General features: G+C 56.3%; 21 protein-coding genes. 12 read left to right on the top strand and 9 right to left on the bottom strand.

Annotated elements, in window-relative coordinates:
- Window positions 1-220 precede the first annotated feature (220 nt).
- Together VGC33_RS09925 and VGC33_RS09920 are read right to left on the bottom strand one after the other, a co-directional pair.
- Complete coding sequence (locus VGC33_RS09925) at window positions 221-1,813, bottom strand: EAL domain-containing protein (protein WP_331120584.1); 1,593 nt, start codon at window positions 1,811-1,813, stop codon at window positions 221-223.
- Window positions 1,814-1,917: 104 nt separating this feature from the next.
- Complete coding sequence (locus VGC33_RS09920; RefSeq protein ID WP_331120583.1) at window positions 1,918-2,214, bottom strand: hypothetical protein; 297 nt, start codon at window positions 2,212-2,214, stop codon at window positions 1,918-1,920.
- Window positions 2,215-2,246: 32 nt separating this feature from the next.
- Here VGC33_RS09920 and VGC33_RS09915 point away from each other — a divergent pair, with 32 nt between their 5' ends.
- Window positions 2,247-2,978 carry a helix-turn-helix transcriptional regulator gene (locus VGC33_RS09915; RefSeq protein WP_331120582.1) on the top strand — a complete coding sequence of 244 codons (732 nt, stop codon included), beginning with the start codon at window positions 2,247-2,249 and terminating at the stop codon, window positions 2,976-2,978.
- 204 nt (window positions 2,979-3,182) lie between these two features.
- On the opposite strand, the gene VGC33_RS09910 is transcribed toward VGC33_RS09915, so the two are convergent.
- The gene (locus VGC33_RS09910; protein WP_331120581.1) at window positions 3,183-3,812 is read right to left on the bottom strand and encodes an acyl-homoserine-lactone synthase; all 630 of its coding nucleotides are present in this window, start codon (window positions 3,810-3,812) and stop codon (window positions 3,183-3,185) included.
- 221 nt (window positions 3,813-4,033) lie between these two features.
- Between VGC33_RS09910 and VGC33_RS09905 the strand changes: the two genes are divergently transcribed.
- Both VGC33_RS09905 and VGC33_RS09900 read left to right on the top strand, forming a co-directional pair.
- On the top strand, window positions 4,034-4,729 hold the full coding sequence (locus tag VGC33_RS09905) for a class II glutamine amidotransferase domain-containing protein (RefSeq protein WP_331120580.1): 696 nt from the start codon (window positions 4,034-4,036) through the stop codon (window positions 4,727-4,729).
- Between the two features lie 241 nt (window positions 4,730-4,970).
- Window positions 4,971-5,870 carry an SDR family oxidoreductase gene (locus tag VGC33_RS09900; protein WP_331120579.1) on the top strand — a complete coding sequence of 300 codons (900 nt, stop codon included), beginning with the start codon at window positions 4,971-4,973 and terminating at the stop codon, window positions 5,868-5,870.
- Between the two features lie 139 nt (window positions 5,871-6,009).
- Here the strand turns inward: VGC33_RS09900 and exbD are convergent, their stop codons facing one another.
- Together exbD and exbB are read right to left on the bottom strand one after the other, a co-directional pair.
- On the bottom strand, window positions 6,010-6,435 hold the full coding sequence (gene exbD, locus VGC33_RS09895) for a TonB system transport protein ExbD (protein WP_331120578.1): 426 nt from the start codon (window positions 6,433-6,435) through the stop codon (window positions 6,010-6,012).
- Between the two features lie 4 nt (window positions 6,436-6,439).
- Entirely contained in the window at window positions 6,440-7,378 is a 939-nt protein-coding gene (gene exbB, locus VGC33_RS09890) for a tol-pal system-associated acyl-CoA thioesterase (protein ID WP_331120595.1), read from the bottom strand.
- Window positions 7,379-7,838: 460 nt separating this feature from the next.
- On the opposite strand from exbB, the gene metC reads away from it, so the two are divergent.
- Together metC and VGC33_RS09880 are read left to right on the top strand one after the other, a co-directional pair.
- On the top strand, window positions 7,839-9,044 hold the full coding sequence (gene metC / locus VGC33_RS09885) for a cystathionine beta-lyase (RefSeq protein ID WP_331120577.1): 1,206 nt from the start codon (window positions 7,839-7,841) through the stop codon (window positions 9,042-9,044).
- A 111-nt stretch (window positions 9,045-9,155) separates the two neighbouring features.
- Window positions 9,156-9,821: a DedA family protein gene (locus tag VGC33_RS09880; protein ID WP_331120576.1), complete on the top strand. Its 666-nt coding sequence runs from the start codon at window positions 9,156-9,158 to the stop codon at window positions 9,819-9,821.
- Window positions 9,822-9,852: 31 nt separating this feature from the next.
- Here the strand turns inward: VGC33_RS09880 and VGC33_RS09875 are convergent, their stop codons facing one another.
- The gene (locus VGC33_RS09875) at window positions 9,853-10,722 is read right to left on the bottom strand and encodes an AraC family transcriptional regulator (protein ID WP_331120594.1); all 870 of its coding nucleotides are present in this window, start codon (window positions 10,720-10,722) and stop codon (window positions 9,853-9,855) included.
- A 292-nt stretch (window positions 10,723-11,014) separates the two neighbouring features.
- On the opposite strand from VGC33_RS09875, the gene dkgA reads away from it, so the two are divergent.
- Entirely contained in the window at window positions 11,015-11,842 is an 828-nt protein-coding gene (dkgA, locus tag VGC33_RS09870; protein ID WP_331120575.1) for a 2,5-didehydrogluconate reductase DkgA, read from the top strand.
- 117 nt (window positions 11,843-11,959) lie between these two features.
- Here the strand turns inward: dkgA and ftsP are convergent, their stop codons facing one another.
- From ftsP to parC, 3 genes are all read right to left on the bottom strand, one after another.
- On the bottom strand, window positions 11,960-13,372 hold the full coding sequence (gene ftsP, locus VGC33_RS09865; protein ID WP_331120574.1) for a cell division protein FtsP: 1,413 nt from the start codon (window positions 13,370-13,372) through the stop codon (window positions 11,960-11,962).
- A 5-nt stretch (window positions 13,373-13,377) separates the two neighbouring features.
- Complete coding sequence (locus VGC33_RS09860) at window positions 13,378-14,130, bottom strand: 1-acylglycerol-3-phosphate O-acyltransferase (protein WP_331120573.1); 753 nt, start codon at window positions 14,128-14,130, stop codon at window positions 13,378-13,380.
- A 162-nt stretch (window positions 14,131-14,292) separates the two neighbouring features.
- A complete protein-coding gene (parC, locus tag VGC33_RS09855; RefSeq protein WP_331120572.1) occupies window positions 14,293-16,581 on the bottom strand; it encodes a DNA topoisomerase IV subunit A in 2,289 nt (762 codons plus the stop codon).
- Window positions 16,582-16,804: 223 nt separating this feature from the next.
- On the opposite strand from parC, the gene VGC33_RS09850 reads away from it, so the two are divergent.
- The 6 genes from VGC33_RS09850 (at window position 16,805) to VGC33_RS09825 (ending at window position 23,512) form a co-directional block, all read left to right on the top strand.
- Entirely contained in the window at window positions 16,805-17,386 is a 582-nt protein-coding gene (locus tag VGC33_RS09850; RefSeq protein ID WP_331120571.1) for an NAD(P)H-dependent oxidoreductase, read from the top strand.
- Between the two features lie 42 nt (window positions 17,387-17,428).
- On the top strand, window positions 17,429-17,740 hold the full coding sequence (locus VGC33_RS09845; RefSeq protein ID WP_331120570.1) for a putative quinol monooxygenase: 312 nt from the start codon (window positions 17,429-17,431) through the stop codon (window positions 17,738-17,740).
- 228 nt (window positions 17,741-17,968) lie between these two features.
- On the top strand, window positions 17,969-19,489 hold the full coding sequence (locus tag VGC33_RS09840; protein WP_331120569.1) for a sugar ABC transporter ATP-binding protein: 1,521 nt from the start codon (window positions 17,969-17,971) through the stop codon (window positions 19,487-19,489).
- On the top strand, window positions 19,486-20,484 hold the full coding sequence (locus VGC33_RS09835) for an ABC transporter permease (RefSeq protein WP_331120568.1): 999 nt from the start codon (window positions 19,486-19,488) through the stop codon (window positions 20,482-20,484). Before VGC33_RS09840 ends, VGC33_RS09835 begins: the two co-directional genes overlap by 4 nt.
- Before the next feature lie 239 nt (window positions 20,485-20,723).
- Window positions 20,724-22,079 (top strand): glycerol-3-phosphate transporter, encoded by a 1,356-nt coding sequence (glpT, locus tag VGC33_RS09830; RefSeq protein ID WP_331120567.1) that lies wholly within the window; start codon window positions 20,724-20,726, stop codon window positions 22,077-22,079.
- A gap of 368 nt (window positions 22,080-22,447) precedes the next feature.
- Window positions 22,448-23,512 carry a sugar ABC transporter substrate-binding protein gene (locus VGC33_RS09825; RefSeq protein WP_331120566.1) on the top strand — a complete coding sequence of 355 codons (1,065 nt, stop codon included), beginning with the start codon at window positions 22,448-22,450 and terminating at the stop codon, window positions 23,510-23,512.
- Window positions 23,513-23,519: the final 7 nt, after the last annotated feature.

The following is a 23,519-nucleotide window of genomic DNA, read 5'->3' as shown; positions in this document are numbered from 1 at the left end:
ATGTCCAGAGCAGGCAATGCGGACAGGTTTCGCGTTACGGCGTTTTTTTCAATGCGTTATATTAAAAAAATAAAGACTTACGCGCAGGAAACGATTGAAATATGGAAGGATATGAGACAATTATCCATATACATATTGGCTGTATACATGGATAAATAAGGCACTATTCTTGTTTGGGACTAAGCTCACAAAATGATTATAAGAAACCGTGCCAGACGGATTATGGTGCTATGGGCTGGGCGTTATGGCGCGCCTGTTCCTCGCGCATATATAAGGAAAATTGCGACATCGCCATCGGTCTGGCAAAAAAATAACCTTGCTGAAAGAACACGCGTTTATCCAGCAAATAGGTCTTTTGCCGCACATTCTCCACACCTTCGGCGATAAGCACCATATTTAGCTTGGTGGCCAGATCGATAACCACGTCCACGATAATGCGCGAGGTGGGCTCCTCTTCAATCATCGCCACGAAGGACTGATCGATCTTAAGGAAATCGATATCCATTTTACTGAGATAGGAAAGGCCGGAATAGCCGGTGCCAAAATCGTCGATGGCGATTGCCACGCCCAATTGCCGCAACCCGGCCAGCACGTCAAGCGTCGTGTCGTTAACGTCGATAAACTGCCGTTCGGTTAACTCCAGCACCAGCCGGATGTTTTTGTGCCGCACCACGCGCATGAAAGCCGCGCAATCATCGACAATTCGCCGATTGGCAAGGTGGATCGCCGAGATGTTGATGGCGACGTGCAATACCGCGTCCCAATGCGCATCGCTGCCGGCAATCACCACCGCTACCCGTTGCATCAGCTGTTGCGTCAGGGGAATGATAAGTCCCGACTCCTCGGCCAGCGGGATAAACACCTCGGGAGAAACAAAACCGTCCGTGGGATGCCGCCAGCGCGCGAGAATCTCCACGCCCGTGCAACAGTCCCTTGACGCATTCATCACCGGCTGGAAATAGGGTTCAAATTCATTACGTTTTAGTGCCAGGGCTATATTGGACCGGATGGAGGTGGTGGCCGTCAGCCAATTACGTATCAGCAACGACATGACCAGGCTAACCACCACCGAAAACAGGACGAGCAGCGCATAGGTATCGACAAGATACGCAAGAAACTGACGATAGGTAATGGCCACGTTCAAGACGTACGGAAAATTCGGCGAGACCAGGCTTACGGAAATAAATCCCTTCTGCAGCGCGCTTGATGGCAGAAGCCGCCCGTCCGGTGCCAGGAACAGGTTTTTTATGCCCAGGAAAATCAGGTTATTAGTGCCGACCGTTTGCATCATATAACGCATATATTGCGTATCAATGACTACGCCGACGCCATCGTTGCCATGATGTTTGCGCAATACGATGACGGCGACCCCCGGGAACAGCAGCGTGCCGTCGCGCAACTCTATTTCCGGGGCCGGATTATCCATCATCGAGGCGTATTGCCGCGGCTTCATATTGGGCGGCACCGCCACCGGAGCGCAATAGATCATTCCTTCATGGGCCAGGTTGACGGTGCGCACAAACGAGTGCTTCATCCCGATGATCCTCAACTGGTCGACAACCGCGGGACAAGGCCGGCCCAATAGCGTTATGGCTTCATTTGCCGTTGCGTTGGCGTCGTTCAATATCGTATCGATAAAAGCCTGCGTACTGCGAATCTCATGATCGGCACGGCTTTTCAAGGTTTGCAGGGCAAAAAAGCTGATGAGGGCAACGGAGAAAACAAAAAAGCACAAGGGGATGATTACCCAAAAGAGCATACGATACTTGTTGGTGATTTTTGCTATGATCCTGCTTTTCAGACCGATCGGCATTCTGCGTTTCCTACTCCCCGGCCTAACTCCATGGGGATGATATCCCGCTGACTTATCTTAGCGAAATCGTTGAGACTGCATAGAGTATACACTCAGTTAATTATTTAACTCCTAATGCTTACGACATGAATGAGATAGCGCCGCGTCAGCATGAAAGGCAGTATACGGGCGGCGCGGGTGTCCGGCAAGTGAGCGGTATCACCCTGCAAAAGGCGACATGGCCGCAGAGGCGGCGAAATAATACTTTTGATATAATTCGCATTATAATTATATTCCATGTTCTTTCTCTGCGCCAACGTATATTCTCGTTGACCAAGCCTGCCGTTTGATTTACTATCGATTAAAATAATATTAAATAATAAAACTTTTTCTTTTAACGCATTAGGCGCATTCAATGGCATTAGCCATATCCTGCTAAATTGATGAGATCCACATGCTTCTTACCGTAAATTCAATCAGAAAAAATGAAGATGATCTTATTAATAAAATTATCAGCGATGTTATTTTCCACGAATTAAGCTTCCCGGCGCAGACCCGGTTTGCTTACACCGTGATCAACAAAAACCCACCGTCGATGCCGGTCATATACTCCAACTATCCGCCCAAATGGATAGAAAAATACATCAATATGACATTATATAAATATGACCCTGTTGTTTTATTGGCGCGAAAAAGCATCACACCCTTTGTATGGGACGATAAAACGCTCTTATTTAATAGTAGCGCTTATAACAAGATTTTTGCCGCGGCACGGGAATTCAATATCCTCAGCGGTTATACTTTCCCATTGCACGATCATGAAAATAACCTGGCGACCCTGAGCCTATACGCCGAGGGAGATTGCGGACTGCTCAGCAAATGCATCAAGGAGCATAAAAAAAACATCCAGCTGCTGCTGCTCTCGGTGCATGAACAATTTATGCACATACGTCCCTATAAATTGCGACCGGAGGGGAATGGAAGGACACTGACCACTCGGGAGACGGAAGTTCTCCGCTGGGCAAGCGCGGGTAAAACCTATGGCGAGATCGCCATTATCATGGGCATAACGGAAAGTACCGTTAAATTCCATATCAGCAATTTAATTGTAAAACTTGGAGTGGTTAATGCCAAACACGCCATTAAAAAAGCATCTGATTTACAGCTATTCAACGCTTATGAATAATATCATTCAGGCTTGAGCAGTTGTCAATGACAGGAGCGCCATCATCATATGGATATCTTCATGCGTAATGGCGACGTACGTTCTCATGCCATTGAAACTGATTAGCTCCGACCGCTAAATATCATCACCCGATTTTATTCACATCAGGGCGGCTATAGCCCATCTTTACGGTAGGGTGTTACAACCAAAAACTCACTCCATCGGTTAAAGGTAAATAGGCCATTTTTTAAGATAACTTCCCTCGCAACAATAATGACGGCGAATGTATTTGATCAGCGCTTCCTGGCTGTCATCACCAATGCCAAGACGAAGTAAATATACCGGTTCTTTTTTTTCCGACAGCCCGGTGCTCTCGACGGCTATATTCCAGCCGCTACGTTTAAGAATGGTATACATGGATTTGCTACAGACGGTCATTATTGCCTGCTTGCCCAGGGTGCGGGCATAATTCACCATACCCAGGAACAGCAAATGGCAAAACGGCAGTTTGGTGCCGGCAAGTTCCTTAACCCGCTCTTTATCGACAAAAAAACGGCTGGATTCAATCAATGCGCCATCTTCGGGCGCCTGATAACTGAAAAAATCCTTAAACGGACCGGTAATCATATTCGGCTGGTCCATGGAAATGAAGCGTACGCTACAGACGATCTCTCCGTCATAGCATCCTAGTAAATAATGCGTATGTTCATTATCATAGCCATCAAATTCCCTGTCGCCAACGCAGGTGACCTGCCAGTCCAGCCGATCTTTAAAGGTTTTCTTCCGGAGCAGATACAGTTCATCGAGTTTATCATTGATAATATCCTGGTACTTAACACTGATTAAATTAAACATAGTCTATCCTTTTATCATTATTAATTAATGCTTGCTGCTTTAACTTAATACAAAGTTAATTTATGGTATCAGTAAAGAAAAACCCTAACAACCTGTACTAAAGTACAGGTAATAACTACACTTAATACTAGCTTTTTACCCCTATCAATAACGTGTAATGTCTATGCACCCGGTTATGTTTATAACAGTCATTAGCATTAACAATAGTTTCAAGAGGGTGTATGGGCAATCGTTTTTGTGTCATCCTTAGCCAAGGAAATAATACCTTGGCCATCACGTCACGACCGCGCGGCAAAGTTTATCAATTAAGGCAAGGTCAATTATTCATCGGAGATGGTACCCCCTATAAAGCGTATAACCAGGGAGAGGAATCATGGCATATCATCGGCCATATCGACAACCTGCCGCTGTTAAATTACTTATTATTCAATTACTATCCCTCAAACACCGATTTTATTAGCGAAGAAATCATCAGCCTGGCGGTGAAACGCCACGGCATGAGTATCATAGAGTTGCTAAGGGGGAATTTTTGTATCATCCAGGAAGACCCGGAAGGTAACCTTACGCTGGTTACGGAAGTTGAAGAGCAGAGCGCGTCCGCCGGCGCCGTTAAACATCAAGACGAATATGCCACGGGTTGCGGCACGGGTTGTGACCAGGCAGCCTATACGGCGGCGGCAAGCCCCTGTGCTTCGCGCGACAGGGGCGGGAAAATACCCCGTCGCGACGTCGTCGCGGCATGCCGGAGTCCCGCGGGCGACTATGATAGTCAATGCCCGATTTCCATTTCGCGCTGGCGTGATAATCATCTCCAGTTTATCCGCAGCTTTCGCGCCCCCCTCGATTCCGCCGCGGCTTGCCCCGGCCGGGAAATAAACAGCGACGGCCCGCCTGATGTCACACAATATATTTTCTAGCCGCTAGCTATTTTTAAAAAATTATTCCTTTCAATATTATATTCTCATAATCTGTTTAATTTATAACCTCAGCTTTACTCGACATGGTTACAGATAAATAATAACGAAACAAAGAATATTTTTATGAAAAGTAATTATTATGACAATAACAGATGTTGAATTTTTATTATTCGACAAATCATAAAAATCAACTAAGCTTATCGTTACGATAGTCTTGATTATTATTTTTCAGGAGAGAGAAATGGCCGAGTTTGATCAATACACCATGCGTAATCCGGTGACCCAATATACCCGCGAAGAATTCCCCGAACAAAGCCAGGACGCGCCGGGGCTCCAAACCGAGATGACGCCGGTTCCCGATTGCGGTGAGCAAACCTATCGTGGCAGCGGCCGCCTGGCCGGACGCAAGGCTCTGGTTACCGGTGCCGATTCGGGCATCGGCCGCGCGGTGGCTATCGCCTATGCCCGGGAAGGGGCGGATATCGCCCTGGCTTATCATCCCGATGAACATAAAGACGCCGAGCAGGTGGCGGAGCTCATAAAGGAAGCGGGGCGCAAAGTGTTCATGCTGCCCGGTGATTTAAGCGACGAATCGGTTAATGTAAAAGTGGTGGAAGATGCGGTAAACCAGCTTGGCGGCCTGGATATCCTGGCGCTGGTGGCGGGTAAGCAAACGGCGGTGGAGGATATTGCCGACCTGACGACCGAACAGTTCCGCAAAACCTATGAAACCAATGTCTTTTCACTGTTCTGGATCACCAAGGCGGCGCTGCCGTTCCTGCCCGCCGGGGCGTCCATTATCACCACGTCGTCCATTCAGGCCTATCAACCCAGCCCGTCCCTGCTTGACTATGCGTCCACCAAGGCCGCCATCCTGAACTATACCCGTGGGCTGGCGAAACAGGTCGCCGCTAAAGGCATCAGGGTCAACTGCGTGGCGCCCGGCCCCATCTGGACCGTATTGCAGGTGTCCGGCGGCCAGCCCACCGAAAAGCTGCCTTCATTCGGCAGCCAGACCCCGCTTGGCCGCGCCGGTCAGCCCGCCGAACTCGCGCCGATCTACGTTTACCTGGCTTCGCAGGAATCCAGCTACGTCACGGCCGAAGTTCACGGCGTCACCGGCGGCAACCACTTAGGTTGATGTCCCGGCGCGCGCCTTGGATGCAAAGGGGGTTGGCGGTACGGTATAGGTTGCCTTTGTGCAGATTGCGCCTGCCAAGGCAACAGAAAATCGAACCTCGGCAAGCCCCCCGGCCGGGGGCATAAACCCAGCGGGTTCCCTAACCTTTCCCGCCGGCTTCCACCCCCACCAGTCCGACCTTGAAGTACCCACTCCTACGCAGGTTATCCATCACCGACATCAGCGTTTCATAATCAACGCTTTTATCAGCCTGAAAAAAGATGGTGGTATCCTTATTGCCCTGGGTCAGCGCATCCAGGGCCGTTGCCAGGCTAGCCGATGTCACGGCGCGATCGCCGAGAAACAGCTGCTTATCCCCTTTTACCGAGAGATAAACCGGCTTATCCGGGCGCGGCTGCGGGGTGGCGGTTGAGTTGGGCAAATCCACCCGGATATCCACCGTCGCCAATGGAGCCGCCACCATAAAGATAATCAACAATACCAACATCACATCGATAAATGGCGTCACGTTGATATCGTGCATTTCGCCGTCACCGTCAATATCTTCATTCAAGTGCATCGCCATCGCGTTAACCTACCCGGAACTTGGCCACGGAATGCGCGCTATGCCGGCCGGCGCTGGCGGCCAGATCCAGATCACGCCCCACCAGCAAAAGTACCTGCGCGGCGCAATCTCCCACCATCGCTTTATAGCCGGCGATGGTGCGCGCGAAAATATTATAAATAACCACGGCGGGGATAGCGGCGAACAAACCAATCGCCGTGGCCAGCAGCGCCTCGGCGATGCCCGGCGCCACCACCGCCAGGTTTGTGGTCTGGGTATGGGCTATGCCGATAAAACTGTTCATGATGCCCCAAACGGTGCCGAACAAGCCGATAAACGGCGAAATGGCCCCGATAGTGGCGAGGAAACCGTTGCCTTTGCCCATCGCGCGGCTGGTGGCCGCGACGCTGCGCTCGAGCCGGAAGGCGACGCGCTCTTTAATACCGTTGTTGTCGTTGGAATCGGCGGACAACGCCAGCTCATCGTGCGTCATGGCCAGCAGACGGCTGGCGACGCTGGTATCTTTGAATGACGCCGCGATTGAAAAAGCCTCATCCAGGTTCTTCACATCCTTCAGTCCCGCCATTTCGCGGCGCAGCCGGCGTTTAGCCGACGACAGTTCGGCGCTTTTGCCAAAAAACAACGCCCAGGTAATGATGGAGGCCATCAGCAGTCCGATCATCACGGTTTTGACCACCACGTCGGCATGCTGATACATACCCCACACCGACAAATCCATTTGCGGCAGCAGCCGCTGGCCGGAGGCGTCCACAGGTATTGCCTGCGGTAGCATTTGCGGCGCGCTCTCTCCTTCCGGCGCGGTGGTCGCGGCGGTGCCCAACGGCGCGGCGACGGTATCCGGCGCGGCGGCCGTAGCCTGCCCCGCCAGGCCAAACGCCAGCAGCATGGCGACGGGCAGGCCGCGCAGCAGCGCGGGCCATGAACAGGTACGTCGCCGCGCCATCTGGGACAGAACCGGGGTAAGTTTCAAAACAGCCATTTTCACGCTGCGCCTCCACCTTAAGCTTAGCTAAAGAATTTTCCAGCCAGAATGATAGCAAACAGAACGGGAATTGATAGTGGTTCTCATTATTATTTGTATCAACGATCCTTATGCCGGCGACAACTCACCCTAAAATGTATCCCGCGCAAAGCAATCCCATAACACCTCGCCGGGAAAAATAACCTCATTAACATTTTGACGGCGTCTTCCGCCACCCTCCGCCCGGGGTAGTTAACGCCTGGGACGGTTATGCCGTTTTGGTCTTTTCAAATCCAAATTAATATTATTATAAATCGTTTCAGGCCGGCCAAAACGCCTGCCGCCGCCGCGTAAACATGTTAACGTAGCTCAGCGAATACGGGCTTCATCGCGCCTGTGGACCTATCAGCACAGACTTTCAGTTAAAGGCATAGCGTAGATAATGAAGGCTAAGAAAATCGAGACGGCGTTGATTACCGCCGGCAGGGATAAAAAATACACCCTGGGTTCGGTCAATACGGTTATCCAGCGGGCCTCTTCGCTGGTTTTCGACACGGTAGAGGCGAAAAAAAAGGCTACCGCCGGGCGTGCCCACGGCGAGCTGTTCTATGGCCGGCGTGGGACCCTGACCCATTTTTCCCTGCAGCAGGCCATGGTGGAACTGGAAGGCGGAGCGGGATGCGCCCTTTATCCCTGCGGCGCGGCGGCGGTGACCAACGCCATTCTCTCGTTTGTCTCGGCGGGCGATCATATCCTGGTTACCGGCTCCGTCTACGAGCCGACCACTGATTTTTGCCGCCATATCCTGGGCAAGCTGAATGTCGCCACCACCTGGTTCGATCCGCTGATAGGCGCCGGGATCGCCGATTTAATCCAGCCGAACACCCGGGTGGTATTTTTGGAGTCACCGGGATCCATCACCATGGAAGTACAGGATATTCCGGCGATCGTCACAGCCGTGCGGGCGATCAATCCCGATATCGTGATCATGCTGGATAATACCTGGGCGGCGGGAATTTTGTTGCCTGCGCTGGCGCTGGGGGTGGATATTTCCATCCAGGCGGGCACCAAATATATTATCGGCCATTCCGATGCCATGCTGGGCACGGCGGTCGCCAACGCCCGTTGCTGGGATCAGCTGCGCGAACAGTCTTATTTAATGGGCCAGATGGTGGATGCCGATACCGCCTATATGGCCGCTCGCGGCTTGCGCACCCTGGGCGTGCGTCTTAAGCAGCACGCCGAGAACGGCATGCGGGTGGCATCCTGGCTGGCGGATCGTCCGGAGGTGGCGGTGGTCAATCATCCGGCGCTGCCCGGGTGTAAAGGCCATGCCTTTTTTATCCGCGATTTCACCGGCGCGAGCGGGCTGTTCTCTTTTGTGCTGAAAGCGCGCCTGAGCCAGGCGCAGCTGGCGTATTATCTCGATCACTTCACCCATTTCAGCATGGCCTATTCATGGGGTGGCTTTGAATCGCTGATCCTGGCCAACCAGCCCGAGGATATCGCGGCCATCCGTCCCGCCGGCGGGGTCGATTTTACCGGCACCCTGGTCCGGTTGCATATCGGTCTGGAAAATACCGAAGACCTGATTGCCGATCTCGCCGCCGGCTTTGACCGGATTGAGGAAGCGGCGCGTCGCACATAAGCGGGATCAGGTCTAAAATAGTTAATAAATATTGTCCAATTGCGTAGGCGATCGAGGACAGACAGGGATGTTAACGTTAAGCTGCCAATAAAATGAGATAAGCGGGTAGAGATGAGCGTATTACATGAGATTGTCCGTGCGCTGTGGCAACAGGATTTTGCCGCCCTGGCAAATCCGCGGGTAATCGGAATTGTCTATTGTGTGATGTTCGCCACCCTATTCCTGGAAAACGGCCTGCTGCCGGCCTCTTTTTTACCCGGCGACAGTCTGCTGCTGCTATCGGGCGCCATGGTGGCGAAAGGGGTGATGGCCTTTATCCCGACCTTGATCATCCTTACCGTGGCGGCAAGCCTTGGCTGCTGGTTCAGCTACCTGCAGGGCCGTTGGCTGGGTGATACCCGTATTGTCCGCGGCTGGCTGCTGCATCTGCCCGCCCATTACCATCAGCGCGCCTATGCGATGTTCAATCGCCATGGCCTGATGGCGCTGCTGGTCGGCCGTTTCCTGGCTTTTATCCGTACGCTTCTGCCCACCATGGCGGGCATTTCCGGTTTGAACAGCACGCGTTTTCAATTGTTCAATTGGCTGAGCGCCCTGATATGGGTCGGCACCCTGCTGACGCTCGGGTATGCCATTAGCCATGTGCCGCTGGTAAAACACCATGAGGACCAGGTGATGACGATCCTGATGGTGCTGCCGCTGGTCTTGCTGTGCAGCGGACTGGTGGGCACGCTGCTGCTGCTGCTGCGCAAACGCAAGGTCAAGAACACCGCCTGACGCCCCGGTTTCGCCGCGCCGCGCAACCGGGTTATGCCGGCAACATCAGCTGCTGTCCCGCAATCCTCACCCGTGCCACATCATCCCTGGGCGAAAGGCCGAAATACCGCTTGAACTCGCGGCTGAACTGCGAGGGGCTTTCATACCCCACCCGCATGGCCGCGGTTCCGGCGTTCAGCCCGTCATGCAGCATCAGGATGCGCGCCTTATGCAACCGGTAGGTTTTCAGGTATTGCAGAGGCGAGGTGCTGGTCACCGCTTTGAAATTATGATGAAACGCCGACAGGCTCATATTGACCTCCGTCGCCAACTGTTCGATGGTCAGGTTATCAGCGAACTGCCGTTCAATTTTCTTCAGGATCTTGGCTATCTGGTTGAAATGCGATTGCCGGTTCGCCAGGGCGTACAGCGCGTCGCCGCATTCACCCTGCAGCAGATAATAGAGAATTTCCCGCACCACGGCCTGCCCCAGCACCCGCGCGTCCAGCGGCTTATCCATGATATCGAGCAGGCGTTCGGCGGCGCAGAACAATTCTTCGGTCAGCGGCGCGGCGTTTATCCCGCTTGATTGGGGGGTAACCGCCCTGAATTGCGCATCGTCCCCCATATCGATAATCAAATCCTGCAACATCAAGGTATCGACGCCGATGGATAACCCCACCAGCGGTTGTTCGCTTGAAGCGAAGGTTTCGCATTCAAACGGCAGCGGCACGCTTAGCAGCAAATACTGGCTGGCGTCGTAAAAAAAGGTTTTGCCGCCGAGATACCCGGTCTTGCGGCCCTGGAACAGGATGACAATGCACGGCTCGTACATTACCGGGGTGCGGGCGTAGTAGGCATCGGCATACAGCAGCTTGACATGGGGAATGGCCACGGCATTTTTCTCGCGTAGCAATTGCATGGCGCGCAGCGACAAACGGGTACTGAGGGATTGATTTTGCGTCATGGCATGTATTCTCCTGTGGATACGATCCTACAGATATATTGCCATTTTTTATTCGTTTTCTATACCCTTTTGGAGAAACAGGCAAATGGCAGGCAGGATTATGCATTGAGTCGCGGCCAGGGTATGACCACAATGGAGATGTGCCTTCGCCACATAAGGTCGCAGATTCTACTAGAATAATTGATCTACCAACGATAGACCCCTGCCGGCCCGAATGGGACCGGCGTACGACAAGAAAGGAGAAATGATGTCGCAACCTACGGTTAAATTTCATGATGGACGTACCATGCCACAGCTCGGGCTGGGCGTTTGGCAAGCCAGCAACGAAGAGGTTCTGACGGCGGTGCGGGAAGCGCTGAACGTCGGTTACCGCTCTATCGACACCGCGGCCATTTACAAGAACGAGACCGGCGTGGGCGAGGCGCTGCAAGCGGCCTCGTTGCCGCGTGAACAGCTGTTTATCACCACCAAACTGTGGAATGCCGACCAGACGGCGGCGCCTAAGGCCCTGGAAGAGAGCCTGAAGAAATTGCGGCTCGATTATGTCGATCTGTATCTGATGCACTGGCCGGTGCCCGCCCAGGATACCTATGTCCAGGCCTGGCGCGATATGGTCAAGCTAAAGGAGGAGGGGCTGGCAAAAAGCATCGGCGTATGTAACTTCCATGCCCCTCATTTGCAGCGCCTGCTGGATGAAACCGGGGTTACGCCGGTGATTAATCAAATCGAGCTGCATCCTCTGCTGCAACAGCGCGAACTGCGCCAATGGAACGCCGCGCACGATATACTGACCGAATCCTGGAGTCCGCTGGCGCAGGGCGGGAAAGGGGTATTCGATCAGGCGATTATCCGTGAGCTGGCGCAAAAATACGGCAAAAGCCCGGCACAGGTCGTGATACGCTGGCACCTCGACTCCGGCCTGGTGGTGATACCAAAGTCGGTAACGCCGTCGCGTATAAAGGAGAACTTCGCGGTGCTGGACTTCAGGCTACAGCAGGACGAGCTGGACGCTATTGCCCGACTGGATAGCGGTAAACGCCTGGGACCAAACCCGGATACCTTCGTTAAACCCTAATCCGTTCCCGCGGGCGCGAGGGTGTCGCTCGCGAGCGCCGTATAAAAGCCGCGGGCGCCGCGTTTTATTGTTGCGGCCGAAGGTGCCCGCGCCAGGTGTACCGCCGAACAGGCCGCGTTAGCCGGGGCTGACGGTAAACTGGCCGGCGCAGCCGCGGTCGGCCATTTCCAGCGTCTGGCTGTAATACAGGAAAGGAAAATGGTCGCCCGCCACCTGCGGAAACCAGACCATCAGCTCCACATCGCCGTCGACCCAAACCGTATCCTTCCAGCCGCGGTCTTCCGGCAAGGGCGAGTTGCCGTTGACCCGTTTTATCAAAAACGCCACGCCCTGGATATGAAACGGCTGCGCCGTTTCAGCGTGGATTATCCATCGCTCAAAACTGCCTTGCAGCGCCCGGAAATCGGTGCGGTTCATATCCCACATGGCGCCGTTGATCTCAGGCTGCCCGTCACCGAGGTGAAACTCGCGCGTGCGGGTGATATTGCCGTCGATAAGCTGGTCCGACAGGAGCCGCATCGGCAGGTTATCGGTAACCAGCGGCAGCAGCCCGGTGGGTTTCAGCGTCAGCACGATGGTTGAAATCAGCTTGGACGATGGCTCAAAAAATCCGCGCACCCGATCCATGATGCCCGCCGCCGCGCCGGCGGTGATCGACACTTCTTCGCCTTTCGACATATCAATCAGGATTTCCCGGCGCTCGCCGGGGGCTAACGACAACTGGCTCACCGGCACCGGGGCGGGTAAAAAGCCCTGATCGCCGGCCACCACCTGCATGGTGCGTCCGTCGCTTAACTGTAGCTGGTAGCGCCGGGCGTTGGAGGCGTTAAGCAGCCGCAGCCGCACCCAGCCCCGGGATACTTCCACGAAAGGGCTCTGCGCGCCGTTGGCCAAGAGCGTGTCGCCGAAAAAACCGCCGCTGGCCGGCGGGTTGTATATCGGGGCGCCGAAATTATCCAGGCGCTTATCCTGGATAATCACCGGGAAATCGTCCACGCCATAGTGATTGGGCAGAGGTGAGGATTTACTCACCTCGTCCTCCACCAGCCACAGTCCCGCCAGGCCGTTATAGATATGCGGCGCCATGCGATTGGGGGTATTGGCGTGGTACCAGCAGGTAGCGGCCGGCTGGCGTATCGGGATAACCGGCGACCAGTCGACGCTGGCCGACATCATGCGCGGGGCGCCGCCCATCAGCGTGCCGGGCACCTGCAGGCCGCTGACGGTCATGGAAACCGGCTCGTTAAGCCGATTGTTATAGATAAGCTTGACGTCGTCGCCGTTGTAAACCCGTACCGTCGGGCCAAGGTAGCCGCCGTTGATGCCCCAGGTGGCGGCGCGCCTGCCGGGGATAAACTCCCAGTGCGCCAGTTGCAGCGTCAGGAACAGCGGCTGCCCGCGGCGCGATTCCAGCAGCGGCGGGATGGGTAAGGCGGTCGGCTGCCCGGCGGCGCGCGCGCCCAGCGGCAGCGCGCCGGCGCATAACGCAATACCCGATGCCTGGATAAACTGGCGTCTGTTGAATGACATAGCCGTTACCCGGCCTTTTGGGCGGCGGCGCGCCCTTCGCGCCTGGCCACTTCCGCATCCAGGTCCGCCAGTTTGGCCGCCATGATCTCGCGGCAATGGGCGGCCAGTTCGCGCACCTGATCGCGGCCGTAAGGCGTGATATCCACCGGCGGCAGGATTTCCACGATCACCAGGCCGTTATTCCAGCGGTTCAGCCTGATCTTATCGTTGGAGGTATTGGAAACGCAAATCGGCACTACCGGCACCCCGGCGGCGATGGCGGCATGGAATGCGCCCATTTTAAACGGCAGCAGCCCGCGGCCCCGGCTGCGGGTGCCCTCGGGGAACATCCAGATGGAAATGTTTTTTTTCTTTATCTGCTTAACAATTTCGGCAATGGTGCCGTGGGCGCGCGAGCGGTTGTCGCGATCGATAAGCAGGTTGCCCGTCAGCCAGTACAGCAGGCCGAAAAAGGGTACCCACAGCAGGCTCTTCTTGCCCACCGTCACCGTGCGCGGCTGCACCATGCTCGCGGCGGTCACCATGTCATAATTGTTTTGATGATTGGCGATATAGATACAGTTTTGCCGGGTGACCATGGTTTGGGGATAACGCAGCTCGACCTTGAGGCCGAGAATGGGCGCCATACGCCCGAACAGCCGGCCGAAGGTGGCGACATGACGTGGATTTCTCGGGCTGAACAGACAATAAATCAAGCCAAATACGCAGATACAAATAGAAAGCAGCACCACCACAATGGTACGAATAATCGCTAGCATATTAACCTCTTAACCATCAGCCGCCGCTAGTATACCGGCTTCATGACAAAATACACGGTTATTCCCGGTACGGCGCTGATAACATTTACGTCAAACCGCGACGCTTGGCCCCGATAGCCGGCCCGCGTCCGCTAAGGAATCGCGGGCCGAACGGCCCGACCGCTACTGGTCCGGCAGCGCCGCCTGGTCAGGGTCGGTCGCGGCCAGCGGGTCATCCACCACGATACGGTCGATATGCTGCAGGCCGCGGGGCAGCAGCGTTCCTTTACGTCCCCGCTCGGCGCGGTATTTTTGCAAGTCCTCAGGTCGCAGGGTTAATTTGCGTTTGCCGACATAAAGCGTAGCCGATCCCTTGGTGGACAACAGTTGCATCCACACCAGGCGATCTTTCCCGGCGGCCGCGTCGGCCGCGGTTATCGAGACGATTTTATTGCCTTTGCCCTTGGTGAGCTGCGGCAGATCGCTTACCGGGAACAGCAGCAGCCGTCCCGCCTCGGTAATCACCATCAGCAATTGCTCGATCTCCGGGTTTACCCAGAGCGGCGGCATCACCCGGGCGTTCTCCGGCAGGGTCAGCATGGTCTTGCCGGCGCGGTTGCGGGCCACCAGATCGTCGAAGGTGCAGACGAACCCATACCCGGCGTCGGAGGCCAGCAGCAGTTTGCGCTCGTCGGTGCCGGTCAGCATATGCAACACGGTAGCGCCCGGCGGCAGCGTCAGCTTGCCGGTTAACGGCTCGCCCTGCCCCCTGGCCGACGGCAGCGCGGAGGGTTCCAGCGCGTAGCTGCGTCCGGTGGAGTCGATAAACACCACCGGCTGGTTGCTTTTGCCCCGGGCGGAGGAAAGGAAGTTGTCGCCGGATTTATAGTTCAGCGCGCTGGGATCGATATCGTGTCCCTTGGCGCTGCGTACCCATCCCATGGTGGACAGTACGATGGTCACCGGTTCCGACGGGGTGAGTTCGTTTTCGCTCAGCGCCCGGGCCTCGCCCCGCTCCACCAGCGGCGAACGGCGGGGATCGCCGTAGGCGGCGATATCCGCTTCGATCTCTTTCTTCAGCAGATTGCTCAGCTTGCGCTCGGAGGCCAGGATGCCCTGCAGCTTATCGCGTTCTTTTTCCAGTTCCGCCTGCTCGCCGCGGATTTTCATCTCTTCGAGTTTGGCCAAATGGCGCAGTTTCAATTCGAGGATGGCGTCGGCCTGGGTATCGCTGAGCGCAAAGCGCTGCATCAACTGCTGTTTCGGCTCATCCTCGGTGCGGATGATATGGATAACCTCGTCCAGATTAAGATAGGCCACCAGCAGCCCCTGCAGGATATGCAGGCGGCGCAGTACTTTCTCCAGCCGGTAGTTCAGGCGGCGGCGCACCGTGTCGCGGCGATAGACCAGCCATTCGTTGAGGATTTCCAGCAGGTTCTTGACCGCCGGACGGGCGTCAAGGCCTATCATGTTCATATTGATGCGGTAGCTGCGCTCAAGATCGGTGGTGGCGAACAGATGGTGCATTACCGCCTCCAGATCGACCCGGTTGGAGCGCGGCACCACCACCAGACGGGTGGGATTTTCATGATCCGACTCGTCGCGCAGATCCTCCACCATCGGCAGCTTTTTCGCCCGCATCTGGGCGGCGATTTGTTCCAGCACCTTGGCGCCGGACACCTGGTGCGGCAGGGCGGTAATCACCGCCTCGCCGTCTTCGATTTTCCACAGGGCGCGCATGCGCACCGAGCCGCGTCCGCTGTGGTAGATTTTGCGTATGTCCTCGGCCGGGGTAATGATTTCCGCCTCGGTGGGGTAATCCGGCCCTTTAACGTATTCCAGCAATTGATCCAGGGTGGTTTTCGGATTATCCAGCAGCGCGATGATCGCGGCGCCGACCTCGCTGACATTGTGCGGCGGTATATCCGTGGCCATGCCGACGGCGATGCCGGTGGTGCCGTTAAGCAGAATATTGGGCAGCCGCGCCGGCAGGGTTTTCGGCTCCTGCAGCGTGCCGTCGAAATTGGGGGCATAGTCCACGGTGCCCTGGCCGAGTTCGCCCAGCAGCAGCTCGGCGTATTTGGACAGCCGGGACTCGGTGTAGCGCATGGCGGCGAAGGACTTGGGATCGTCCGGCGCCCCCCAATTGCCCTGGCCGTCCACCAGCGGATAACGGTAGGAGAAGGGCTGCGCCATCAGCACCATGGCTTCGTAGCAGGCGCTGTCGCCGTGGGGATGGTATTTGCCCAGCACATCGCCCACGGTGCGGGCGGATTTTTTGTATTTGGCGTTGGCGTTCAACCCCAGTTCCGACATGGCATAGACAATACGGCGCTGCACCGGCTTGAGGCCGTCGCCGATAAACGGCAGCGCGCGATCCATGATGACGTACATGGAGTAGTTAAGGTAGGCGTTCTCGGTAAATGTATGCAGCGCCAGGCTTTCCGCGCCGTCATGAGCCAAATCACTCATTGATCGTTGTTTCCTCTCACCGCGGTATGGTCTGGATGGCTAGCCATACCCTTTGGTTTGGTGGTAATAGCCCCTGATACTACCCTATCCGGCACCCGGCTGTCACAGAGCTTGATAACGCGGCTTTATTGCGTCGCGGACAAAAATGTTATGCGCCCGGCGCCCTGTTTCATTTTGCCGCCGCGGGCTACACTGCCGTTCAACGTATTTAAGGCGCAATAAAATGAACAATGTATTTATTATTAACGCAGGCAAAAAATTCGCCCACTCCGAAGGGGCGTTAAACGACACCATGACCGACGTGGCCGTCACGTTCCTGACGGAGGCCGGCCTGAACGTGCGCGTGACCGTGGTCGACCAGGGGTATGACAGTGAACGCGAGGTCGATAATTATCTTTGGGCGGACGCGGTAATCTACCAGATGCCCGGATGGTGGATGGGGCAGCCCTGGATCCTGAAAAAATATATCGACGAGGTGTTTACCGTCGGCTACGGACGGCTCTACGCCAGCGATGGACGCACGCGATCGGACAGCACGAAAAAATACGGGTCCGGCGGCCTTATCCAAGGGAAAGGCTATATGCTGTCGCTGACCTGGAACGCCCCATTGGAAGCCTTTACCGATCCGGATCAGTTTTTCGAAGGCGTGGGCGTGGACGGCGTTTACCTGCCGTTCCATAAGGCCAATCAGTTCCTCGGCATGTCGATGTTGCCGACGTTCATCTGCAACGATGTCATAAAACAACCGCGGATAGAGCAGGATATAATAAAATATCGCGAGCATCTGGGCCGCGTCTTTGGTTAACTAGTGCCGAACAACACTTTTTATTCAAAGACTGAGGAATCGATGATCACGGTAATTGCAGAAATCAAAGTAAAACCGGGACGAAGAGAAGCGGTTTTAGCCGCCATCCAGGCACTCCGGCCCAACGTGCTGGCGGAAGACGGTTGCAGCGAATATACCTTGCTTACCGACTATAAGGCGCAGGTGCCGTGGCGCAAAACCGCGCCCGACTCCATTTTCATGCTGGAGCAGTGGAAAAGTATCCGTCATCTTGAGCAGCACCAGCAGGCGCAGCATATGGACGATCACCGTGCCTATATCCGCAATGACGTCATGGATGTGACTTTCCACATCCTGGAAAGACGTACCGACTGATCTTTCGCGGGCGGCCCCGTGTCATGCCCGCGCTGATACCATGCCGGCAGCGGCCCGAGGAGCGGGGCTGTCGGTTTATCGACCCGCCGGCGGCGATAAAGATCAAGACCGTTTTTATGTAGCTTATGCTTTTTCCGTTATTGCCAAAATCCCCCTATTGATGAAAAATCCCGCCATTATGGCATAACGGTCTCGTTTGCCGATCGTCTGAAAAGAGTCCCCGCGCTGATGACTACACTCAGGTCAAAAGAGACGTTCACCCTGGAAATGCGTGGCATCTCCATCGCCTTCGCCGGTTTCAGGGCGCTGGATCGGGTCGACTTCACGCTCGAGGGCGGCTCGGTGCACGCGTTAATCGGCGCTAACGGCGCCGGCAAATCCACCCTGATGGCCATCCTGTCCGGCACCCATGCCCATTATCAGGGCGAAATCCTTATAAACGGCCAACCGGTGGATCTGCGCTCGCCGCGCCAGGCCAAGCGGTTGGGCATCCATTTGGTGCAGCAGGAAGTGGACGTGGCGCTGGTGCCGACGCTGACCGTGGGCGAAAATATCATGCTGGACCAGTTGGCGGAACGCGGCCAGCTGTGCCACTGGCCCCAACTCTACCGCCAGGCGCAGGCCCTGCTCGCGCAGCTGCGGGTCACGCTTGACGTGCGCCGGCCCGCGGGCCTTTGCACGCTGGCGGAAAAGCAGCATATCCTGCTGGCGCGGGCGTTGTCCCACCGTTGTCGACTCCTGATCCTCGACGAACCCACCGCGCCGCTCGATTTGGCGGAAAGCGAAAGGCTGTTTGCGCTAACGCGGCGTTTGCGGGCGGAAGGCATCGGCGTGGTGTTTATATCCCATCGCATTCACGAGCTGGCGCGAGTCTGCGATCGGCTAACGGTGCTGCGCGACGGCAAACAGGTCGGCGCCGGCCCCATGGCCGGTTTGACCAGCGGGCAAATCATTGAAAAAATGCTCGGCCATGCCCTGGACGCTATTTTCCCGCCGCCGCGTCCTCTTGCCCGCGAGCAGATCCTGCTGCGGGTGACGGGGCTGCATGACGCCCGGCTGCTGCGCGATATTTCCCTTTCGCTTCGCCGGGGCGAAATCCTGGGCATCGCCGGCCTGGCGGGCGCCGGCAAAACCGAGCTGTGCAAAGCGTTGTTCGGCGCCTCGGCCGTAAGCGTCGCCGACGGCGAACTCAACGGCAAGCCCTGGCGACCGACCACGCCTTATGATGCGGTAAGGCGCGGAATGGCCCTGGTGCCGGAGGAACGGCGCAAGGAAGGCATTTTTATTCACGAAAACCTGCCCATGAACCTGAGCGTTTGCGCCGATAAAACCTTTACCCGCTGGGGCTGGTTCAGCGCCGGGCGGGCGCGCCGCTTCGCGCGCCGGATGGTGGAACGCCTGGGCATCCGCGCCAGCGGCCTGGACCAAAAACTGCTGCGCCTGTCGGGCGGCAACCAGCAAAAGGTGGCGGTCGGCAAATGGCTGCGCGGCCACGCCGAGGTGCTCATCTTCGACGAGCCGACCAAAGGCGTGGATATCAAGGCCCGGCAGGATTTGTTTTTATTGATTGACGGCCTGGCGCGCCAGGGCAAAGGCATCATCTACGCCTCGGGCGAGTTTTCCGAGCTGCTGGGCCTTTGCGATCGTATTTGCGTGATGTGGGATGGGCGCATCGTGGCGCAGTTGGACGCGCGAACCACGGATGAAGAAACCCTGCTGTTATATTCAACCGGAGGTACGCTCCCTTGAGTAATGAACTGTTCCTGAAGTCGGGCGCGCAGCCCTGGCGTCACCGCCTGTTTGACTTTTTATACCGCTGGGGGATGCTGCTGACGGTGGTGGCGCTGGTGACGCTGTTCGGCCTGGCCTCGGATAATTTTCTCGATGCCAATAACATCGTCAATATTCTGCGCTCCATCGCCATCGTGACCATCATCGCCATCGGCGTCTCGCTGTCGCTGGCGGTGGGCGGTTTCGACCTGTCGGTGGGATCCACCGCTTCGCTGGCCAATGCGCTGGTGGTATCGATGTTTGTCTGGCACGGCCTGGATACCACGCAGGCGATCGCCCTGACGCTCGCCGTCTGTACCCTGGTGGGCCTGTTCAACGCTTTTCTGATCGTCGTGTTGAAAATTCCGGATATGCTGGCCACGCTGGGATCGCTGTTTGTGGTGCAGGGCGTTGCGATGACCTACAGCTTCGGCGGCTCCATCACGCAGAATATGGTGCTGCCGGGCGGCGATATGGCCCAGGGCGAAATACCGGCGGTATTTTCCGCCCTGGGCCAGGTGCCGGTTATCGTGATTATCATGCTGGCGGTCACGGTAGTGGTGCAGCTCGGCTTATCCCTGACCAGGCACGGACGCCGGATGTACGCCATCGGCGGCAATCCTGAAGCGGCGCGGCTGGCCGGCATCCGCACCGCCCGTTACCGCATCCTGGCCTACGTTATCTCGTCGTGGCTTGCTGCGCTTGGGGGGATTTTACTGGCCTCGCGCATCGGGTCCTCCCAGGTCAACGCCGGCGGCGGCTACCTGATGGACGCGGTGGCCGCGGCGTATATCGGCTTTTCCCTGGCCGGTTCCGGCAAACCCAACGCGCTGGGAACGCTGGTGGGCGCGGTGATCCTGGGCGTATTGCAAAACGGCCTGGTGATGATGTCGGTGCCCTATTATGCGATGGATATTATCAAGGGCCTGGTGCTGGCCGCGGCGCTGGCCATCACCTATATCCAGCGGCGCTGATCCGTCCCGTCGCCAAGGCCGGACCCCGGCGGCGCCGCGGGCAAGCCGCCGGTAAATCCATGTTTATAATATGGTTTCTATCATATTTCGCAGATTTCTATTAAAAATTGAATATGCCTGCCGACGCAGATCCCGGATCACGGGACCAACGCGCGACTTCATTCCATCCCTCCGGTCATACTTCGGTCGCCTCTACAAAAGTTCAGGCTGGTCATTTTTTAAACACCACCGGAGACGACATGCTACGTTTGTTCAAACCCGCCGTCCATCGGCCCCGCGTGCCGGAACATGGGGTTGATCCCCTTTACCGCCGCCTGCGCCGGCAACTGTTTTTAGGTATCTTTTTCGGTTACGCCGCCTATTACCTGGTGCGAAAAAATTTCGCGCTGGCTATGCCTTACCTGGTTGAGCAAGGTTATAGTCACGGCGACCTGGGCGTGGCCTTCTCGGGCATCTCCATTGCCTATGGCATATCCAAATTTGTTATGGGATCGGTTTCGGATCGGTCCAATCCGCGGGTGTTCCTGCCGGCCGGGCTGATGCTCGCCGCCGCGGTGATGCTGTTTATGGGATTTGTGCCCTGGGCCACCTCCAGTATCGCCATTATGTTCGTGTTGCTGTTTGCCTGCGGCTGGTTCCAGGGCATGGGCTGGCCCCCGTGCGGGCGGGTCATGGTGCATTGGTGGTCACATAGGGAGCGCGGCGCCATTGTTTCGGTATGGAATTGCGCCCATAACGTGGGGGGCGGTATTCCGCCGCTGCTGCTGCTGTTGGGCATGATCTGGTTTAACGACTGGCATAGCGCGCTGTATATGCCCGCCCTGGTCGCCATCGTCATCGCGGTGGCGGCCTACGCGCTGATGCGCGATACCCCCCAATCCTGCGGCCTGCCGCCGATTGAGGAGTATAAAAACGATTACCCGCCGGACTATGATAAACAGGCCGCCGAACAGGAACTGTCCACGCGCCAGATCCTGCAAAAATATGTCTTCCCCAATAAGTTGTTATGGTATATCGCCCTGGCTAATGTGTTTATCTACCTGCTGCGCTACGGCATTCTGGACTGGTCGCCGACCTATCTGAAGGAGGTAAAGGACTTCACGCTGGATAAGACCTCCTGGACCTATTTCTGCTATGAGTATGCCGGCATTCCCGGCACGCTGTTGTGCGGCTGGATGTCCGATAAGGTATTCAGGGGCAATCGCGGCGCCACCGGCATGTTTTTCATGGCGCTGGTCACGATCGCAACTGTCGTCTACTGGCTTAACCCGGTCGGCCATCCCGGCGTGGATATGCTGTGCATGATGGTGATCGGTTTCCTGATTTACGGTCCGGTGATGCTGATAGGGCTGCACGCCCTGGAGCTGGCGCCGAAAAAAGCCGCCGGCACCGCCGCCGGTTTTACCGGCCTGTTCGGTTATCTCGGTGGCTCGGTGGCGGCCAGCTCGGTGGTCGGCTATACGGTGGATTATTTTGGCTGGAACGGTGGTTTTATCGTGATGATCGGCGGCTGCCTCCTGGCGGTGCTGCTGCTGGCCCTGACCATGATCGGTGAAAAACAGCATCGCCGCCGGCTGGCGTCGGCGAACGGCTGAGCGGCTGAGCGGCTGGTCCCCCATAACACGCCATACCGTGGTTATAAACACCACGGTTTTTCTCGATTTGGCTTATTTCATCAACAATATGCCCATCAATTGCGAACTATGCCCGCGGCCCGGGCCATTGGGGATTTTGGCGGCTTTAAGTACATTCATTGTTTCAGATAGCGGGTTCACGTTCCTGCTCACAAGCCCGTATTCTCATGCGCACGAAATGGCATAACATCTGCCAAAAAGTCATAACGGAAAACATTTCTTAATCCCGTCGCGCTGGCTATGATGCATTGCCGGGCAAAATAGACATCCAGACATACAGGCTGCTATCTTGCGCCCTCGTTTATCCTGTCCACCTCATGGAGCCGTTGATGAAAAAATTATTATCCCCGCTGTTGGCTTTGGGCCTGCTGACCGGCATGCCGGCCCTCGCCGCCGCGCCCGTTCCCGCCGCCATTGCCCAGCATAACGGCCCCATCCGTATCGCGGTAATCCGCAACCTGGGGTCCGACGACAACACCACGCAGTTTGTCTCGGGGGTGATCGAGGAGGGGAAAAAACTGGGTTTCAAAGTAAGCACTTTTTTAAGCAATGGCGACGATGCCCGGTTCCAGGATTTCGTTAACCAGGCAATTACCCAGAAATACGACGGCATTATCCTGTCCCAGGGACGCGATCCCTACTCCACCGAACTGGTCAAGCGCATTACCGCCAGCGGTATTGCGGTATCGGTGTTTGATACGGCGGTCCAGGGTACGGTGCCGGGCGTAACCGTGACTCAACAGGATGACGCTTCGCTGACCAGGGAATCCTTTGGCCGGTTGATCAAGGATTTTAACGGCAAGGCCAACATCATTAAACTTTGGGTGGCCGGTTTCCCGCCGATGGAGCGCCGCCAGGCGGCCTATCAGACCCTGCTGCGGGAAAATCCCGGCATTCATGAGCTGGAATCCATCGGCGCGGTGTCGTCGGATGTGCAGGGCGATACCGCCAATAAGGTTGGCGCGGTGCTGGCCAAATACCCCAAAGGTAAGATCGACGCAATCTGGGGTACCTGGGATGCCTTCAGCCAGGGAGCCTATAAGGCGCTTAAGGAAAACGGCCGAAGCGAAATCAAGCTCTACAGCATTGACATATCCAACCAGGATCTGCAGTTAATGCGCGAGTCCGACAGTCCCTGGAAGGTCAGCGTGGCGGTGGACCCGAAGCTTATCGGCAAAATCAACCTGCGCCTGGTGGCCAATAAAATTGCCGGCGAGCCGACGCCCGCGACCTATGAGTTCCGCGCCGCCGTTATCCCGCAGGCCCTGCTGGCCAGCCAGCCGGGGGCGGTAAACATGGCGGCGCTGGCTACCATTATCCCGGGCTGGGGCCGGGCGGACGACTTTGTCGCGCCCTGGTTCGCCACGCTTGAAACCGCGCACGCCAAGAATTAAGGAGCCG

Source organism: Acerihabitans sp., from assembly GCF_036398755.1.
Lineage (GTDB): Bacteria > Pseudomonadota > Gammaproteobacteria > Enterobacterales > Enterobacteriaceae > Acerihabitans.
Note: the sequence above shows the minus strand (reverse complement) of the source record. Positions and strands in the feature narration are given on the sequence as shown.

Excerpts from the sequence above, each read along its gene's own strand:
- VGC33_RS09925 (WP_331120584.1), bottom strand. The coding sequence starts at position 1,813 with ATGCCGATCGGTCTGAAAAGCAGGATCATAGCAAAAATCACCAACAAG.
- VGC33_RS09920 (WP_331120583.1), bottom strand. The coding sequence starts at position 2,214 with ATGCCATTGAATGCGCCTAATGCGTTAAAAGAAAAAGTTTTATTATTT.
- VGC33_RS09915 (WP_331120582.1), top strand. The coding sequence starts at position 2,247 with ATGCTTCTTACCGTAAATTCAATCAGAAAAAATGAAGATGATCTTATT.
- VGC33_RS09910 (WP_331120581.1), bottom strand. The coding sequence starts at position 3,812 with ATGTTTAATTTAATCAGTGTTAAGTACCAGGATATTATCAATGATAAA.
- VGC33_RS09905 (WP_331120580.1), top strand. The coding sequence starts at position 4,034 with ATGGGCAATCGTTTTTGTGTCATCCTTAGCCAAGGAAATAATACCTTG.
- VGC33_RS09900 (WP_331120579.1), top strand. The coding sequence starts at position 4,971 with ATGGCCGAGTTTGATCAATACACCATGCGTAATCCGGTGACCCAATAT.
- exbD (WP_331120578.1), bottom strand. The coding sequence starts at position 6,435 with ATGGCGATGCACTTGAATGAAGATATTGACGGTGACGGCGAAATGCAC.
- exbB (WP_331120595.1), bottom strand. The coding sequence starts at position 7,378 with ATGGCGCGGCGACGTACCTGTTCATGGCCCGCGCTGCTGCGCGGCCTG.
- metC (WP_331120577.1), top strand. The coding sequence starts at position 7,839 with ATGAAGGCTAAGAAAATCGAGACGGCGTTGATTACCGCCGGCAGGGAT.
- VGC33_RS09880 (WP_331120576.1), top strand. The coding sequence starts at position 9,156 with ATGAGCGTATTACATGAGATTGTCCGTGCGCTGTGGCAACAGGATTTT.
- VGC33_RS09875 (WP_331120594.1), bottom strand. The coding sequence starts at position 10,722 with ATGCAATTGCTACGCGAGAAAAATGCCGTGGCCATTCCCCATGTCAAG.
- dkgA (WP_331120575.1), top strand. The coding sequence starts at position 11,015 with ATGTCGCAACCTACGGTTAAATTTCATGATGGACGTACCATGCCACAG.
- ftsP (WP_331120574.1), bottom strand. The coding sequence starts at position 13,372 with ATGTCATTCAACAGACGCCAGTTTATCCAGGCATCGGGTATTGCGTTA.
- VGC33_RS09860 (WP_331120573.1), bottom strand. The coding sequence starts at position 14,130 with ATGCTAGCGATTATTCGTACCATTGTGGTGGTGCTGCTTTCTATTTGT.
- parC (WP_331120572.1), bottom strand. The coding sequence starts at position 16,581 with ATGAGTGATTTGGCTCATGACGGCGCGGAAAGCCTGGCGCTGCATACA.
- VGC33_RS09850 (WP_331120571.1), top strand. The coding sequence starts at position 16,805 with ATGAACAATGTATTTATTATTAACGCAGGCAAAAAATTCGCCCACTCC.
- VGC33_RS09845 (WP_331120570.1), top strand. The coding sequence starts at position 17,429 with ATGATCACGGTAATTGCAGAAATCAAAGTAAAACCGGGACGAAGAGAA.
- VGC33_RS09840 (WP_331120569.1), top strand. The coding sequence starts at position 17,969 with ATGACTACACTCAGGTCAAAAGAGACGTTCACCCTGGAAATGCGTGGC.
- glpT (WP_331120567.1), top strand. The coding sequence starts at position 20,724 with ATGCTACGTTTGTTCAAACCCGCCGTCCATCGGCCCCGCGTGCCGGAA.
- VGC33_RS09825 (WP_331120566.1), top strand. The coding sequence starts at position 22,448 with ATGAAAAAATTATTATCCCCGCTGTTGGCTTTGGGCCTGCTGACCGGC.